At 66.1% G+C, this 13,466-nt stretch carries 13 protein-coding genes and 1 pseudogene; 3 read left to right on the top strand and 11 right to left on the bottom strand.

Going from position 1 to position 13,466, the window contains the following annotated elements:
• Window positions 1–30: 30 nt before the first annotated feature.
• Genes FXF75_RS01310 through FXF75_RS01300 form a run of 3 tightly spaced genes read right to left on the bottom strand, consistent with a single transcriptional unit; the run spans window position 31 to window position 3,627 of the window.
• Window positions 31–1,173 carry a hypothetical protein gene (locus FXF75_RS01310; RefSeq protein WP_163519765.1) on the bottom strand — a complete coding sequence of 381 codons (1,143 nt, stop codon included), beginning with the start codon at window positions 1,171–1,173 and terminating at the stop codon, window positions 31–33.
• Window positions 1,174–1,233: 60 nt separating this feature from the next.
• Window positions 1,234–2,505 (bottom strand): pyridoxal-phosphate dependent enzyme, encoded by a 1,272-nt coding sequence (locus FXF75_RS01305; RefSeq protein WP_163519764.1) that lies wholly within the window; start codon window positions 2,503–2,505, stop codon window positions 1,234–1,236.
• A 57-nt stretch (window positions 2,506–2,562) separates the two neighbouring features.
• The gene (locus FXF75_RS01300) at window positions 2,563–3,627 is read right to left on the bottom strand and encodes a phosphotransferase family protein (protein ID WP_163519763.1); all 1,065 of its coding nucleotides are present in this window, start codon (window positions 3,625–3,627) and stop codon (window positions 2,563–2,565) included.
• Window positions 3,628–3,785: 158 nt separating this feature from the next.
• Between FXF75_RS01300 and hisG the strand changes: the two genes are divergently transcribed.
• Window positions 3,786–4,676: an ATP phosphoribosyltransferase gene (gene hisG / locus FXF75_RS01295; protein WP_163519762.1), complete on the top strand. Its 891-nt coding sequence runs from the start codon at window positions 3,786–3,788 to the stop codon at window positions 4,674–4,676.
• 19 nt (window positions 4,677–4,695) lie between these two features.
• Here the strand turns inward: hisG and FXF75_RS01290 are convergent, their stop codons facing one another.
• Window positions 4,696–5,040, bottom strand: a complete 345-nt coding sequence (locus FXF75_RS01290) for a hypothetical protein (RefSeq protein ID WP_163519761.1) — start codon at window positions 5,038–5,040, stop codon at window positions 4,696–4,698.
• Between the two features lie 112 nt (window positions 5,041–5,152).
• Window positions 5,153–5,713, bottom strand: a complete 561-nt coding sequence (locus FXF75_RS01285) for a TATA-box-binding protein (RefSeq protein WP_115797963.1) — start codon at window positions 5,711–5,713, stop codon at window positions 5,153–5,155.
• Window positions 5,714–5,889: 176 nt separating this feature from the next.
• Here FXF75_RS01285 and FXF75_RS01280 point away from each other — a divergent pair, with 176 nt between their 5' ends.
• Window positions 5,890–6,909 (top strand): methyltransferase domain-containing protein, encoded by a 1,020-nt coding sequence (locus FXF75_RS01280; protein ID WP_163521042.1) that lies wholly within the window; start codon window positions 5,890–5,892, stop codon window positions 6,907–6,909.
• A gap of 46 nt (window positions 6,910–6,955) precedes the next feature.
• Here FXF75_RS01280 and FXF75_RS01275 read toward each other — a convergent pair whose 3' ends face one another.
• The 6 genes from FXF75_RS01275 to FXF75_RS01250 all read right to left on the bottom strand — a co-directional run bounded on the left by FXF75_RS01275 (window position 6,956) and on the right by FXF75_RS01250 (window position 12,135).
• Window positions 6,956–7,393 (bottom strand): acyl-CoA thioesterase, encoded by a 438-nt coding sequence (locus FXF75_RS01275; RefSeq protein WP_163519760.1) that lies wholly within the window; start codon window positions 7,391–7,393, stop codon window positions 6,956–6,958.
• 114 nt (window positions 7,394–7,507) lie between these two features.
• The gene (locus tag FXF75_RS01270; RefSeq protein WP_163519759.1) at window positions 7,508–7,816 is read right to left on the bottom strand and encodes a hypothetical protein; all 309 of its coding nucleotides are present in this window, start codon (window positions 7,814–7,816) and stop codon (window positions 7,508–7,510) included.
• A 46-nt stretch (window positions 7,817–7,862) separates the two neighbouring features.
• Window positions 7,863–8,936, bottom strand: coding sequence for an AAA family ATPase (locus FXF75_RS01265; protein WP_163519758.1), 1,074 nt, complete (start codon window positions 8,934–8,936; stop codon window positions 7,863–7,865).
• Window positions 8,937–9,051: 115 nt separating this feature from the next.
• Window positions 9,052–9,321 carry a hypothetical protein gene (locus FXF75_RS01260; RefSeq protein ID WP_163519757.1) on the bottom strand — a complete coding sequence of 90 codons (270 nt, stop codon included), beginning with the start codon at window positions 9,319–9,321 and terminating at the stop codon, window positions 9,052–9,054.
• Between the two features lie 209 nt (window positions 9,322–9,530).
• A complete protein-coding gene (locus FXF75_RS01255; RefSeq protein WP_205427111.1) occupies window positions 9,531–10,463 on the bottom strand; it encodes a DUF4382 domain-containing protein in 933 nt (310 codons plus the stop codon).
• Between the two features lie 151 nt (window positions 10,464–10,614).
• The gene (locus FXF75_RS01250) at window positions 10,615–12,135 is read right to left on the bottom strand and encodes a hypothetical protein (RefSeq protein WP_163519756.1); all 1,521 of its coding nucleotides are present in this window, start codon (window positions 12,133–12,135) and stop codon (window positions 10,615–10,617) included.
• 307 nt (window positions 12,136–12,442) lie between these two features.
• Here FXF75_RS01250 and rnz point away from each other — a divergent pair.
• Window positions 12,443–13,368 (top strand): annotated as a pseudogene (gene rnz, locus FXF75_RS01245) (ribonuclease Z).
• The last annotated feature ends 98 nt before the right edge of the window (window positions 13,369–13,466 follow it).

Here is a 13,466-nt window from a genome sequence, read left to right as displayed (position 1 = left end):
TCCATCGGGTTCGGTCGCCGACGCCGCGACTCACTCGTCGGTTCGACCCCAGAGTCGGTCGAGTCGCCGGCCGAGCGAGGGCCGCATCAGGACGAGGGTGCGGAGTCGCCCCGACTCGTAGGAGACCTGATACTCGTCGGCGAGGGTTTCGAGGGTCTCGACGTACGTCTCGGCCCCGACGCGCTCGACCGCGTAGTCGTCGGCCGCGAAGACGAGACGCCTGCCGAACCACGGGAGCGCGACGGCGAGGACGAGGATTGCGAGGGCGAGCGGACCGGACCCGAGGTGCGTCGCGCGCTGGAGTTCGCCCGTCAGTACTGCGATTATCAGAGCGGAGACCGCCATCACGACCCCGAACTTGGTCTCTCGATAGTAGTACTTCGCTCGGCCGGCCTTGCTGGCCAGCACGGCCGCGGCCGCGTCGTCGTCGAGGTCGGCGAGCAGGTCCTCGGTGACGAGCAGGTGGCGGCGGCCGGGAAGGCCCGCGAAGACGACGGTGGCCACGCTGTTCGCGTCGAGTCGGAGAACGCCCACGCGATGGGGCGAGACGCCCGCGGTCTCGCAGAGTCCCACGATTCGGTCGCGCTCCTCGTCGGTCGGTTCGCGGACGTCGTTTAGCAGTCCGAGGATGCGCGGTTGCAGGGCGGAGAGGACGACCCCGAGCGCGGCGAGAACGCCCACGACCGGGAGTGCCGTATCGAGCGCCCCGGCGGGGAGCAGGTTCAGCGTCCCCACGACGACGACGAGCAGCGCGAACGCGGCGCCGAGGAGTTTCGCCACGCTCCCGGCGGCGCTCGCGGCCGACACGTCCAAGCCGCGAATCTCGCGGACGTACGGGTACGCGCCGAGGTAGCCCGCGACGACCGCGACCGTGACGCCGAGAAACGTCGGAACCCACGTCAGCACGGCCCCGACCGCGGAGTCGGCCAGCGCGGGACTCAGCGCGCCGAGCGCGGACTCGGTCAGGTCGAGTGCGTCCGCGAGGACGAGCGCGAACAGCGCGACCAGTCCGGTCAGCGACAGTCCGACCGCGAGCGCCGTTCTGATTCGGCGCATGGCGGTCTTGGGCGGGTCCTTCGCCGCGCGCCACGCGTAGAGCCGAATCGACGCGAACGAGACGAGCGCGACGACCGCGACCGCGAGAATCGGAGCAGTGAGGGCGGAGAGCGCCATATCCCCGACTGTTCAACCCAGAGACAAATTCGTTTCTACTCGGCCGAATCGCGGCGACCGTCAATCGAGCGGGAAGGGGACGGCGTCGGCTATCGCGTCCAGCGACGGTTCGACCGTCGGAGACTCCCCGACCGCGCTCGCGGTCTTCTCGGGCCACGCGACCCCCGCGCCGGTTCCGACCGCGACCACCGTGTCGTCCGTGCCGACCACGCCGTCCGCGAAGGCTTGCGAGACCACGGCGGGCGCGAGCGCGGAGGCGGGTTCGAGGAAGACGCCGTCGCGACCCACCGCTCGGATGGCCCCCTCGACCGCCTCGCGGTCGGCCGCGTAGGCCGCACCGGCGGAGGCGCGAACCGCCGCCAGCGCGTGGTCGCCCGAGGTGGTGCCCATGGTGGACGTACTGAGGGGTTCGGGTCCGTCGTCGCGCCCGACCGACTCGGCGTCGGTCTCGTAGGCGGCCGCGAGGGGGTGGCGTTCCGCGCTCTCGGCGCTGACCATCCGGGGCGTGTCGGCGACGACGCCGCGGGCCGCGAGTTCCCGGAACCCCTTCCAGATACCGTAGAAGCCGTCGCCCGCGCCGACCGGGACGACCACCGCGTCGGGGACTTCGCCTAACTGCTCGACCAGTTCGTAGGCGATGGTCTTGTAGCCCTCGTAGACGTAGGGCTGGCCGGTGTAGCGCCCGGCGAGATTGTAGGCGACGAACCACCCGCTGTCGGCCAGTTCGCCGAGGAGTCGCTTGCGCTCGCCGTAGTCCGAGAGCCGAATCGACTCGGCACCGTAGGCCCGAATCTGGCGGTGGTGGGGCGGTTCGCTGGACGGCGAGAGGAACGCGAGCGTCCGCTCGACCCCGGCCCGCGAGGCGTAGGCCGCCACCGCGCTCGCGTGGTTGCCCGTCGAGGCGGCGGCGATTCGGGAGGCGCCATCGGCGACCGCGTGCGGGACGACGACCGACGCGAGGCGGTCCTTCCACGACCACGTCGGGTTGGTCGTCTCGTTCTTCAGGTAGAGTTCCGGACCCGCCGCGTCGAAGTCGGCGGCCGCCGCCTCGGCGGCGAGAGGTGCGTCTGAGAGCGGGGTCCAGCCTTCGCCCATCGAGGACGGGGGTGCCTCCGTCGAGGGCGCAGGGTCGCCTGCGGCGGCGAGTCCGAGTCCCTCGGTCGGGAGCCAGTCGGCGTACCGCCAGAGGTCCGTCCGGTCGGAGTCGGGAAGCGTGTCGGGCAAGTCCTCGTGAGCGACTTCGAGGCGGCCGCCGCACTCGGGGCATCCCGCGGGCCGGTCGTCGGGGTCGGTGGTCGCGCCGCACGACAGGCACTCGAAGGCGTAGGTCATGGTCGTCGTGTTGGCCCGGTAGACGGTTAGTGATTCGGGAACCGGCCTGACGGGCCGTCAGCGGTCGATGAGGTCCCGCGCGTCGGTCTCGATTCGCTCCATCACGGCGGGTTCGGTGCCGTCGGGCAGGTCCAGATGACGGAAGTCGTTCATGATTCGGACCATTGCCAGTACCTCGTAGAGCGGTTCGGGGGTCGAGACCGCCTCGGCGTGGTCCGGGTCCGTCGCCCGGTACCCCGACAGCATCGCCTCGCGGACGAGGTCACGGCGGTCCGACGCGTCGGGGAGACCCGCGAGGAAGGCCCCGCCGTAGAGGTAGACGGCGAACTCGAAGTCGAAGGCGGCCGGAACGGCGAGCGTGTACCCCCAGTCGAGCATCGCCGTAATCTCGCCAGTCTGCGGGTCGAGGCGGAGGTTGTGGAGGCCGTGGTCGTTGCGGCCCAAGACGGGGTCGAACGGGCCGTCCAACTCGTCGATGCCCGCCTCGACCCAGCGTTCCAGTTCGGGCGTCAGGTCCGCGAACCGGGAGTCGGCGTGGCGGTCGAGTTCGCGGGTGGCGTAGTCGCGCAGGGACGTCGGCCACTCCTCGGCGGGGTCGCCGACGGTCAGGTCCGCCGGGTCGCCCTCTGGCGGTTCGTCAGTCAGGGACGGGCCGTCGTGCCGGACGTGTCCGAAGCGTTCGACCGCTGGCACCGAGTGGAGTTGCGCCAAGTACGTGCCGGTCTCTCGGGCGAGTCGCCGGAGCGCATCGTCTCCGAGTCGGGCTACGCGCTCGTAGGCCACCTCCTCGCCGGGGAGTGCGCGCATGAGGTAGTACGGCGTCGGGCGCTCCTCGTGGTCGTCGGTGGCGGCCAACACCTCCGGAACGGGAATCGACGTGCGGGCGCTGAGGACCGCCTGCAGTCGGGCCTCGGTCGGAATACCCCACGTTCGCTCGTCCGGCGAGGCCTTGAGGTACAGCTCGCGGGTGGTCTCGTCGTCGGACACCGCGAGTCGGTAGACCGAACAGAATCCGCGCTCGGTCGGGACTGCTTCTTCGAGTTCCAGAGTCGGTTCGGCCGACCGAAGTATCTCTCGGAGCGTCGCGTCCGGAATCTCGCGCGCCTCCGGAATCTCGTCCATGCTCCGGCTACCGCCTCACCCGTCAGAATCGTTTCGGTGGTGTGTCACAGAGTAACGTCCTACACTGTCGAGGTCCGACCGACGACGGCGAGTAACGGCGAACCTTGCGGGAGGACGAAAGGTAGTTCCGCCGCGAACGCGAACAGGCGGACCGATACATGAGAATCGCCGTCCCGAACAAGGGCCGACTCCACGACCCGGCGATGGAACTACTCGAAAGCGCCGGCCTTCACGCCGTGGACGGTGCCGACCGGAAACTGTACGCCGACACGGTGGACCCCGAGGTCACGCTATTGTTCGCTCGCGCCGCCGACATCCCGGAGTACGTCAGCGACGGCGCGGCGGACGCGGGTATCACCGGACTCGACCAAGCGCGAGAGGCCGACACCGGCAACATCGAGTCGCTGCTGGACCTCGGGTTCGGCCAGTGCCGACTCGTCCTCGCGGCCCCCGAGGACGGCGACATCCGGAGCGTCGCCGACGTGGCGGGCAAGACCGTGGCCACCGAGTTCCCCAACATCGCGAGACAGTACTTCGAGGAGCGAGACGTGGACGTAGACGTGGTGGAGGTCAGCGGCGCGACGGAACTCACGCCCCACGTCGAGATGGCCGACGCCATCATCGACATCACCAGCACCGGAACCACGCTGAAGGTCAACCGCCTCGCCATCGTGGACGAGGTGCTGTCGAGTTCGGTCCACCTGTTCGCCCGCGACGACGTCGCGGACGACGAGAAGGTCCAGCAGGTCGTGATGGCGCTCCAGTCGGTCCTCTCGGCCGACGGGAAGCGCTACCTGATGATGAACGCGCCCGAGGCGCGACTGGAGGAGGTTCGGGACGTGATTCCGGGTCTCGGCGGCCCGACGGTGATGAACGTCGAGAGCGAGCGCGAGGACGGAGCGGACGGTGACGCCGCGAGCGAGGACGACGCGATGGTCGCGGTCCACGCCGTCGTGGACGAGCGCGACGTGTTCGAGACCATCAACGAGTTGAAGTCGGTCGGCGCGAGCGGGATTCTCGTGACCGAAATCGAGCGACTGGTGGAGTAGTCACGTGACTGGCGAATAGTCACGTCGGCGCGGTTCCGAGCAGGCGAACCAGATTGAATATCGTAATCGCGGCGATGACGCTCACGGTGTAGTGGGCCGCCGCCACGACGCCCGCCGTCTTGTACTTCAATCGGTACACCGCCCGGATAGCGAAGAAGTCGGCGGTCGCGCTGACGAGGATGATGACTCCGGGATGGTAGGCCTGCAGCGCGAACGCGATTATCGCGGGGACGACGCCGACCGCGAGCGCCCGCGGTACCGGCACGTCGCCGAGGACGTACCGCGCGGCGATGTGGGCCGTGACGCCGTAGAACAGTACGGCGAGCAGGAACGTGCCGACCAGCGCGACGATGGGGACCGCCATGTGGGCCACTCGGGAGGCGCGGGCCAAGGAAGTAGCGGTTCGGCGCGACGCGAGGCCGAGTGCCGGTCGCACTCCACCGAAAAACGAAGTACCGCCCTGTGGTTCGGCCGCGTTACTCCAGCAGACCGAGTTCTTCGAGTCGCGAGACGATTTTGTCGACCGCCTGTTCGGCGTCTTCGGGCTTCTTCCCGCCGGTGATGACGAGTTTGCCGGAACCGAACAGCAGCGCCACGACTTCGGGTTCGTCGAGTCGGTAGACGAGACCGGGGAACTGCTCGGGTTCGTACTCGATGTTCTCCAGTCCGAGACCGATAGCGATGGCGTTGAGGTTGAGATTACGCCCGAGGTCCGCGGAGGTGACGATGTTCTGAACGACGATTTCGGGGTCCTCGTTCACGTCGATTTGGAGTTCACGGAGTTTGTCGAAGACGATTTCGAGACTCTCGTGTACGTCGGCCGTACTCTTCGCGCCGGTACAGACGATTTTGCCGGACCGGAAGATGAGCGCCGCGGACTTCGGGTTCTGGGTGCGGTAGACGAGACCGGGGAACTGCTCCGGGTCGTAGTCGGCCCCTTCGAGGTCCATGGCCACGCTCTGCAGGTCGAGTTCCTGCCCGATTCCGGTGGAGGCGACCACGTTTTCAATGTTGATGGTCTCCTTTGGGTCGGTCATGTGCGACTTAAATGTCGTATTTAAGGTTTATAAAGGTTGGTACTCCATCCTGACAGATGGTCTCGCGGGTTTTAATATCGGATTCGCCCGCCGTGAGGGCGTTCTCGGACGGCGGTGCGTCGGACGAGCGCGGCGCAGACGAAACCCCCAAGAGCCACCGCCGAGTCCGATACACCGTGTACGCGCTCGAACTAGCCGGAGAGGACGACGAGTTCGCGGCCGCGGAGGCGGCGAGCGCCGCGACCGGCGTCGAAGTCGTCGCGCCCGGACTCGCCACCGCGAACGCCGTCACCGACCGCGTGCGGACTCTGGCGTACACTCGCCGCGCGAGCGAGTTGGTCGGGAAGACCGACGCCAGCGTCGAGTCGGCCCGCGTGCTGCTCGAAGCGGGCGAACACGACCGCGAGGCGACCGACGCGAACCGCAAGGAGACGGTGGCGGTGCGCGCCCGTGACGTACGAGAGACCGCCGGAGTCGATACTCAACGCGCCGAACGCGTCCTCGGGCAGACGCTCGTGGACCGGGGCTTCGCGGTGGACCTCGACGACCCCGACCGCGAACTTCGCGCCCTGTTCTCGGCGGACACCTGCTTGCTCGGATGGCTCGAAACCGAGAGTGTCCGCGACTACGGCACCCGAAAGCCGACCGACCGGCCGTTCTTCCAACCCGGCGGGATGGACCCTCTGCTGGCCCGCGCGCTGGTGAACCTCGCGGGCGCTCGGCCCGGCGCGACCCTGCTCGACCCGATGTGCGGGACCGGCGGCGTTCTCATTGAGGCCGGACTGGTCGGCGCGACTCCGCTGGGCGCGGACGCCCAGCGCAAGATGGCCCGCGGCGCGGCCGAGAATCTCGCCCACTACCTCCCCGCGGACGCCGACTGGGCCACCCTGCAAGGCGACGCGACCCACTTGCCCTTCTCCGAGGATTCCATCGACGCCGTGGTGTTCGACGCGCCCTACGGCAGGCAGTCGAAAATCGCCAACCTCGACCTCGACGACCTCGTCTCGGGCGCGCTCGCGGAGGCCCGGCGCGTCGCCGGCAGGGCCGTCGTCGTCGGCGACCGCTCGCTGGCGGCCGAGGCCCGAGCGGAGGGCTGGACCGTCGAGGCGGAGTTCGAGCGCCGAGTTCACCGGTCGCTCGTCCGCCACATCACGGTGCTGGACGACGCGGACGCGGATTCGGTCGGTCTCGACTGATTCCTGTTCGGGCGCGTTCGGAGACGCGGACGCCCGCTCTGGACGGCTACGGTTCCGCTTCGAGCGCCTCTTCGCGCAGTTCGCGCTCTTCGTCGGTCTCGACCGTCAGTTCCGGGACGGGGACCGGTTTCCCGTCCTCGCCGATGGCGACGAAGGTGAACGACGACTCGGTGGTGCGCTCGGTGTCACCGCTTCTGGGGTCTTCGCGCCACGCCCGGACGCGGACCGTGACGCTGGTCCTGCCCGCCCTGTAGGCGTACGCTTCTATCAGGGCGATGTCGCCGACCGGGACCGGGCGGTGGAACGAGAGGTCGTCCACGCCCGCGGTTACACACGTCTCGCCGGCGAAGCGCATCGCGGACATGGCACCGATTTCGTCCATCCACTTCATCAGTTCGCCGCCGTGGAGCGTCTCGTAGTTGTTGGCGTCGTTCGGTTGGACGCGGTAGCGATTCCGGATGTGCGTGTCGGAGAGTCTGGACATAGAACGTGTTTCGCAGGGGAGGGTCAAGAGTCAGGGGGACGAATCGGTCGCCGTCGAGAGCAGGTCGCGAATTCGAAGTCTGGCCACGACGACGCCGAGGCCGACCGCGGCCAGTCACAACCCGACCGCGAGCGTCCGGTTCGTCCCGGCCGACTCGGAGGTACCGACAAGCCAGAAGAGCGAGGCGAGGAAGTAACTCGTGAACGAGAACTTCCAGATTTGGTGGTACGTGACCGCGAGGCGGTCGCCGGCCACGAGGAGGCCGACGACGAGTCCGGGGAGGAACCACAGAGAGAGGGGAAATCGCGGCGCATCGGCAATTCCGTACACGAGGAAACTGAGTGTGCTCGTCGGGAGCGATAGCAGAAACGCGCTTCCGACGACGACGACGCCGATTCGTTCGAGGGTGTCCGGGAGGGCCATCGTCTGGGTGTCGAAGTCCCGACAGAAAACCGTTCGGTCCGAGTCGCTACGCCTCGCCCTTCGCACCGAGTTCCGCGAGCATGTGCCCGAGGTGGACCCGGTCGCTGGACCCCTCGGCGAGGTCCGCGTCGATTTCGCCCGCGAGTCGGGTCAGTTCCGCGAGTTCCTCCTCGCGGCCCGTGTACCGATTCGAGTTGCGCGCGACCGTCAGCACCTTCTGGAGGACCTCCTGCCCGTTGTACCCCTCGTCCACGAGCAGGTCGTCCAGCGTCTTGCGGGCGTCGCTGAACTCGCCCGCCTCCGCGGCGTCGAGCATCTCCTCGATTCGGTTCCGAATTCCGATTTCCCGGACGGTCTGGACCGTCTCTCTCGTGATTTCGCCCTCCTTCTCGTGGAGCGTCTGGGCGCTCAGGATGGCCTCGCGGAGGTTACCTTCGGCGTATCCGGCCACGATGTGGAGACCCATCTCGTCGTACTCGACGCCTTCGGCGTCCGCGATGCGCTTCAGCACCTCGACAATCTCGTCGTTCGTCGGCGCGCGAACCGCGACCGGGAAGCACCGCGACTTGATGGGCGGGATGAGTTTCGTCGGTTGTCGGGTCGTGATGACGAACTGGGTCGTCTCGTGGAACTGCTCCATCGTCCGGCGAAGCGACTGCTGGAAGTCCTCGCGGATGTCCTCGGCGTTGTCGAGGACGAGCGTCCGGTACTCGCCCGAAGAGGGCGCGTACCCCGCGTACTCCTTGAGGATGTGGTTTATCATGTCGCGCTTCGACCACTGGCGCTTGTACTGCTTTCGCTGGTCGGACCCGCGCTTGAACTGCTTGGAGAACTCCGTCTCTCCCTGCAGGAACTGCTCGAAGCGCGGGTCGTTGCGAATCTCCTTCTTCGTGCGGTCGAAGAAGTCCGCGACGTTGAGTATCGTCAGGTCGTTCTCCGGGTCCTCGTGTGCCTCCCGGGCCAGCGCCCGCACTGCCGCGGTCTTACCCGCTCCGGGCGGGCCGTGGAGAACGAGGTTTATCGGGTCGTTCACGGCCTTCTGGAGGTACTCCCGAACCTCCGGTTGCGGGAGGTCGGCGAGGTCAGGGGCGTACCGTTCCGTCCACAGCGGCGCGTCCATTAGTGCAGGCTAGGGGGTCGGCGGGTAAGAATCGGTCGGTCCGGTCCGGGGCGCGAGACCTGCGACCGCAAGCAAAAGGGAACCGAAGTATCGGGCCTGAACGGCAGACGCCCGTTCAGGAGGACGGAGCGTCGAGATTCCAACCGGGGTCCCGACCGGTGCGTTCGATATGGTCGGACCGGCACGCCGGGCAGTAATCGGGGGTGGAAGTCACGCTGTCGGGAACGTAGACCGCGCCGCCGCACTCCACGCACGCATCGTCGACGATGGTCGCGCAGTCGACGCAGAGGTTGAAGTCGTCGACCGTGAGGTCGCGCAGGGGTTCGAGTTGTTTGTCCAAGATGTACTCGTCGATGACCGCCTGACAGTTTTGGCACGGTTGCATGTCGATTCACTCGACACCATGAGATTGACACACAAAGACCTATCGCCTCTGCGGAAATTAGCCACCCCGTACTCCACCCACGACTGACAGTTAGTGAGCGAGGCGTATCGCAGTAAGTCAGCACGCGATATCTACTGTACTCTGACTCCGCTACACCGCTGAAAACGAAGTGCCGTTCACCGACCGCTGTCGGTTCCGCGTTGTCGCGTTCAGTTACCGTTGCCTTGACCGCTCTGCTCGCCGAACGTCCGCTTCAGTTCCACCGACTCGTCCTCGGTCTCGATTTCGACTTCGAGTTCCTTCCGGTCGGGAACTACGACGGTCAGCGTTCCGTCTTCGGCGGTCTCGCCTGCGATTTCGCCGTTCACCGAGACCGTCGCGTTCGCCACGGCGGTTCCGTTGCGCGTCACCGAGACGGTGGCGTTCTCTCCGCGAGTGACGTTACCGACGAAGGTCGCGTTCAGTTCCTCGGCGTCCGTCACCGTCTCGTTGTCTTCCTTCTCGTCGTCTTCCTTCTCGTCCACGTCTTCGATTTCCTTGTCGGTCCCCGACTCGCTGATGACCGGCTTGAGGATGTACTTACCGCTCTTGCCCGCCTTGAACACGGAGATGTCGAAGACGTAATCGACCGACTGGTTCGGGCCGACCGAGAACGTCTGGTGAATCTGGAGTTTCTCGCTCGGCAGTTTGACCCGGACCTGCTCGCCCCCGGTCAGGGTCCCGTTCACCTCGCTGACGTGGACGAAGACCGTCTCGTAGGTCCGGTTCTCGACCGGGAAGGTGCCGAGTCGGGTCGCGTTCGCGCCCGTCAACTCGGTCAGGTCCACCGTGCGGTCGTTCACGTCGTGGGTCGTCCAGTTTCCGCCGGACTCCTTGAGACCGACCTTCGAGATGGTGACGTTCAGGTGCGCGAAGTCGCTCATCGCGTTCTTCTCGTCGCTCACGTAGAAGTTCACCGCGCTCCCGCCGTCGCTCGACGCCGCGTCGTCGCCCGACGCCGTATCGTCGCTCGAAGCGGTCGTTTCGCCGACTGTCGTCGCGGCGTCACCCGTCGTGGGCGACGCGGTCGTTCCTCCCTGCCCGCCGACACATCCGGCGAGCAGCAACATGACTGCGATGCCAACGGCAGCGTATCGTTCCATGACGGTTCGTCTGCACTCAGCAGCGGTTAATAAAAGCACACCGCCGTTCGTATCCGTTCTGATGGCGCTTCCGTCGTGCGATTTAACGGTATTGAACTCCGAAAATGGTAAAATATGTGTCGCTTCCGAGGGGCGACCCGTCAGACCGGAACTACGCTTCGGTCGTCGTGGTCGTCGTCTCGTTACCGGCGGGCGTCTCGGTTTCCGCGGGGGTGGTCGTCTGCGCGGCCGCTTCCTCGATTACGATGATACCGAGTTCACCGAAGTTCTGGGTGTACACCCCGTGGACGTACTGTCCCGGAGGAATGCCCTCCGTACTGACTTCGAAGGTCACGGTCGTCTGCTCGCCCGCGTCGAGCGTGACCGTCTGACGGCCGACGACGGTTCCTTCGAGTCGGAACGCGACGGATTGGGTGACCTGCTGGTCGTTAGGATTCGAGATGGTAGCCGTCACGTCGATGGTCTCGCCAGCCGTCACGCTCTCGGGCGCGTCCAGTCCAGAGACCCTGAAGGAGTCGACTTGGGCCTCCGTAGTCGTCGTGGTCGTCTCTGTCTCGGTCGTAGTCGTGGTGGTCTCCTCAGTCGGCGTCTCTGTCTCGGTCGTTGTGGTCGTGGTCGTCTCCTCAGTCGGCGTCTCCGTTTCGGTCGTTGTGGTCGTGGTCGTCTCCTCTTCGGTCGTCGTGGTCGTGGTCGTCTCCTCTTCGGTCGTCGTGGTCGTCTCCTCAGTCGTCGTCGTGGTCATCATCGGCGGCTGCGGAAGTTCGATGTCCTCCGGAGCCGTGACGACGAACGTGACGTTCTCGATAGTGACGTCGGTGATGACGAACCGGACGGTCGGGATGTCCTTGGAGATGTTCTCCTCTATCATCTGCTCGACCTGTTCGGGACTCTGCGTCGTCATCTGGCCGACCTCCTGCTGGTTGGCCGCGCTCTGACGCAGAATCTCGCTCAGGTTGATGGTGACCCGACGGTCGGTGATACTGATGTTGCTGACGGTCTCGGTCCGGTCGGGCGTTTCCTCGTCACCGATGACGAACGACCACCGGTCGATGTGCATCCGCTCTATCTGGAAGACGAAGCGCTCCGTCTCGGCTGGCTGGTCTTCGTCCTCGACTTCGGTCGTAGCCTCATCTTCGTCCTCGACTTCGGTCGTAGCCTCATCTTCGTCCTCGACCTCGGTCGTCGTGGTCGTCTCACCGTCAGCCTCCTCGGTCGTGGTCGTCGTCTCCTGTGCGACGCTCACGTTCGCTTCGTCGACCACTGCCTGCCCGTCAACGGTGTACGGGCCATCGATTTCGCCGGTCGAGAGGACGAAGTCGTACACCTGGTTGTTGTTGGTGTCCAGATGCGGCATGGCGACGAGCGTCTGGGTCTCGCTGATGGGCCGCGCGAGCGTGACGGTCACGTTCTCGTGGGTCCCGGCTTCGAGGTAGACCGAGTTCCCGAGGACGCTCGACAGCGGAGCGTCTTGGTACGAGCTATCGTGGATGGCGATGAAGCCGCCCTCCGGTAGGGTCGCCGACTCGATGACGACCTGCTCGCCTTCGGTCTGTTGCTCGTTTATCGTGACGTTCGCCTGCTGCTGCTCCGCCGGTTCGTCCGCCGCCCTCGTAGTCGTCTCCTGCACCGACGCCGCGTTCGTCCCGGCGTCCGATGCCGAATTACTCGTCACTGCGAGCGATACGGCTGTACCACTCGCTAAAATCAACAGCACCGCCATGAAGACGGCACTAAACGTCCTGCTATTACGTGTCATGTGTAACCCCCATTCCGCAAAGTACCGGACGACGAGTCCGAGAATAAACGGACGCGACTGTTCACGCGCGTAACAGCCAGATACGGCGCATTAGGCCGGGACTATCCTTCGATTTCGGTCGCGCGGCGTCGGTCGAAACACGCTGTTTCCCCCGAGGTAACTTGGCGTACCCCCTCGGATTTCGAAGGCGCTTTCCCACGCGCTCTCCGAGGTACTCCCGAGGATGTCGATGCGCGTTACCTTTCTCGGAACCGGCGGGGCAGTGCCGACTACAGAGCGGAACCCGAGTTCGGTGCTGGTCAACCGGGACGGGGACCGACTGTTGTTCGACGCGGGCGAGGGGACCCAGCGCCAGATGATGCGCTTCGGCACCGGGTTCACCATCTCGGATATCTTCGTCACGCACCTCCACGGCGACCACGTACTCGGACTGCCGGGTCTGGTTCAGACGCTCGATTTCAACGACCGGGACGAGGCGCTGTCCATCTACGCGCCCGCCGGAACCGAGGAGGACATCGACGCGCTCGTCCACGCCGCCGACAACCAGCCCTCGTTCCCGGTCCACGTCTACGGCGTCGGACCCGACGAGGCCGCAGTCCGACGCGACGACTACGAGGTCCGGACGTACCGGACCGACCACGACACCAACTCGCTGGGCTACGCCCTCGTCGAGGACGACCGCAAGGGTCGGTTCGACCGCGAGAAGGCCGAGGAGTTGGGAGTTCCGGTCGGCCCGAAGTTCTCGCAACTCCACGAGGGGAACCCGGTCGAACTCGACGACGGCACCGTCGTGGAACCCGAGCAGGTGGTCGGCGACGCTCGACCCGGTCGGACGGTCGTCTACACCGGCGACACCAGACCGAGTTCAACGGTCGCCGAAGTCGCCGCGGACGCGGACCTGCTGATTCACGACGCCACCTTCGCCGAGGACCGCGCCGACCGCGCCGCCACCACCGGCCACTCGACGGCGCGGCAGGCCGCGGAAATCGCGAGGCGGGCCGACGCCGAACGCCTCGCGCTGACTCACATCTCTTCGCGCTACGCCGGGGACGTGTCCGACCACCTCGCGGAGGCCCGCGAGCGTTCGACGGGAACGCGTTCGTTCCGGACGACGGCGAGACGCTCGACGTTCCGTTCTCCGACGAGTAATTCCATTCTACATTTTCCGGCCAAATGATTTCCCTGAACTCTATTGACTAATGGTAGGTAAATAGCTAGTTTTATCTCCATCATCTACCGTTTTACTG

This window comes from Halorussus sp. MSC15.2 (assembly GCF_010747475.1).
Classification (GTDB): domain Archaea; phylum Halobacteriota; class Halobacteria; order Halobacteriales; family Haladaptataceae; genus Halorussus.
This window is presented reverse-complemented; position numbering and strand designations above follow the sequence as displayed.

What these genes read in the sequence shown, in the direction of transcription:
- FXF75_RS01310 (WP_163519765.1), bottom strand. Translation starts at nt 1,173, where the DNA reads ATGGCGCTCTCCGCCCTCACTGCTCCGATTCTCGCGGTCGCGGTCGTC.
- FXF75_RS01305 (WP_163519764.1), bottom strand. Translation starts at nt 2,505, where the DNA reads ATGACCTACGCCTTCGAGTGCCTGTCGTGCGGCGCGACCACCGACCCC.
- FXF75_RS01300 (WP_163519763.1), bottom strand. Translation starts at nt 3,627, where the DNA reads ATGGACGAGATTCCGGAGGCGCGCGAGATTCCGGACGCGACGCTCCGA.
- hisG (WP_163519762.1), top strand. Translation starts at nt 3,786, where the DNA reads ATGAGAATCGCCGTCCCGAACAAGGGCCGACTCCACGACCCGGCGATG.
- FXF75_RS01290 (WP_163519761.1), bottom strand. Translation starts at nt 5,040, where the DNA reads ATGGCGGTCCCCATCGTCGCGCTGGTCGGCACGTTCCTGCTCGCCGTA.
- FXF75_RS01285 (WP_115797963.1), bottom strand. Translation starts at nt 5,713, where the DNA reads ATGACCGACCCAAAGGAGACCATCAACATTGAAAACGTGGTCGCCTCC.
- FXF75_RS01275 (WP_163519760.1), bottom strand. Translation starts at nt 7,393, where the DNA reads ATGTCCAGACTCTCCGACACGCACATCCGGAATCGCTACCGCGTCCAA.
- FXF75_RS01270 (WP_163519759.1), bottom strand. Translation starts at nt 7,816, where the DNA reads ATGGCCCTCCCGGACACCCTCGAACGAATCGGCGTCGTCGTCGTCGGA.
- FXF75_RS01265 (WP_163519758.1), bottom strand. Translation starts at nt 8,936, where the DNA reads ATGGACGCGCCGCTGTGGACGGAACGGTACGCCCCTGACCTCGCCGAC.
- FXF75_RS01260 (WP_163519757.1), bottom strand. Translation starts at nt 9,321, where the DNA reads ATGCAACCGTGCCAAAACTGTCAGGCGGTCATCGACGAGTACATCTTG.
- FXF75_RS01255 (WP_205427111.1), bottom strand. Translation starts at nt 10,463, where the DNA reads ATGGAACGATACGCTGCCGTTGGCATCGCAGTCATGTTGCTGCTCGCC.